The following is a 1,800-nucleotide window of genomic DNA, read 5'->3' on the forward strand; positions in this document are numbered from 1 at the left end:
GTAGTCGGCAAAGACCACTGCCCCCACCGGGTCGAAAATGGGAAAGCGCAATTCGGCGGTTGCGGTGGCAAAGCTGCGACCGGAACCGATACCCCCCTCGAAAAAGCCCCGCACCGAGTTGCCGCCACCAATAGCAAAAGCATCGTAGGGAGCCAAGTCGCCGATGGTCGTGCCCGCCCGCACATCAAAGGCCAATACCTGCGGTCGCTCGCTGCGGGTTTCAAACAGGTTGACGGGAATGAACTGGCTGTAGCCGGCCTCGAGGCGGTTGGCATTCAAGCCATTTTGAAACAGACGTACCGACTGTTCTGTGGAGATGCGAAAGACCGAGCCCTGGCTGGGGCTGTTGGGGTTGTCGCGGGCGTCGTTGATGAGGCCGAGGCGCAGGGTGGTGTAGCTGTCTTGGCCGCTCTCGCTGAAGGTAATCGGGTTGCCCAGCACATCGAAGCGCTGCTGCTCCCCGTTGCTGTTGCGAGCTTCTACAAATTGGATGCGGGTGCCCAAGCTGGCCCGCCAATTGCCCCCAATCGGGCGAGAGAAAGTCACCCCGCCACCAAGACGGTTGATGCGCACGGGATCCCCGTTGGGCAGGGTGAATCCCTCATTGAAGACAAAGCTAGAACTTTGCTGGTTGGAGATGTTGACGTTGTAGGAGGTGGGGATCTCCAGCGTGGCAATCCGCGGGTCGGTGAAGTTTAAGTCGAAGAGGGTTTCGTTGGTGCCCACCTGCACGTTGAAGCTGGCACTTTGGTTGTTGCCGCCCAAGTTTTGTTCGGAGACGTTGAGGCCGGCGAAGACCCCTGTGGCGGAGCTAACGCCGATGGTGCCGCCCAAGGTACCGGTGCGACGTTCTTCCACGTTCACCACCACCACCACCTTGTCGGGATCCTGGCCGGGGTTGAGCCCCACATTCACATCTTGAAACAGGTTGAGATTAAAAACCGCCTGCAGGTCTTCCTGGATTTGGTTGCGGTTAAACACATCCCCCGGCTTGGACTTCAACTCGCGGGTGATGATGAAGTCACGGGTTTTGGTGTTGCCCTGAACGCGAATATCCTCGATCACCCCTTCGGCGATTTCCAGGGTGATGGTGCCGTCTTCAGAGGAGCGCACATCCGTCACTTTGGCCAGCACGTAACCCTTATCGGCGTACCACTGCTCGATCTCGGCCACCGCCGATTGCAGCTCGCCGAAGTTGAGCACCCGCCCTTCCTGGTCGGCAAAGGCGGCCCGCAGCACTTCCGGATCCAGAACGTTCGCCCCTTCTGTGCGCACTGCTTTGAGAATGGGGTTGGGCTTGACCTCAAAGGTGACCCGCACTCCCAAGGGTGTATCGGAAGGCACCGCCCGCACATCGGCAAACAAACCGGTGGCAAACACGGCATTGATGTCTTCCCGCAATTGAGAGCGGGTGGAAACCTCGCCGGCGCGGGTGCGGATGACGCTGTAAACCCGGTTGATCAGCTCCGGATCTTCAGTGCCCTCAACCACTACCTCCGCTACCAACACTTCTGGCTCGCCGGCAGTGGGGGGTGGGGTGGGGGAGGGCTGGGCGGGGGTGTCGCCACCGGTGCGCAGGTCGAGGGTGCCGGGCTGAGGAACCGATTGCGCCCAAGCCGGGGATCCCATCAGCAGAGCGCTACGGGACGCTTCAGCAAACGCAAAAGCGGTGCAGAGCACCATCCCGCGGGTGAGCGCTGAAGTTAGCCAAGGGCGAAGTTGCCTGGAACGATTCATGGGGATCCCTCGCACACCAAAAAGCAAGATTGCAGAGCATGACTCTAGTCAATAATAAGCTCA

Annotated in this window: 1 protein-coding gene; it reads right to left on the reverse strand. The window is 59.9% G+C overall.

The features are described 5' to 3' along the window. Positions 1 to 1,737, reverse strand: a 1,737-nt coding sequence (locus NW856_RS12005) for a BamA/TamA family outer membrane protein (RefSeq protein WP_414400463.1), incomplete at its 3' end; no start/stop codon positions are given. Positions 1,738 to 1,800: the final 63 nt, after the last annotated feature.

The organism is Synechococcus sp. R3-13, assembly GCF_047462195.1.
Lineage (GTDB): Bacteria > Cyanobacteriota > Cyanobacteriia > Thermostichales > Thermostichaceae > Thermostichus.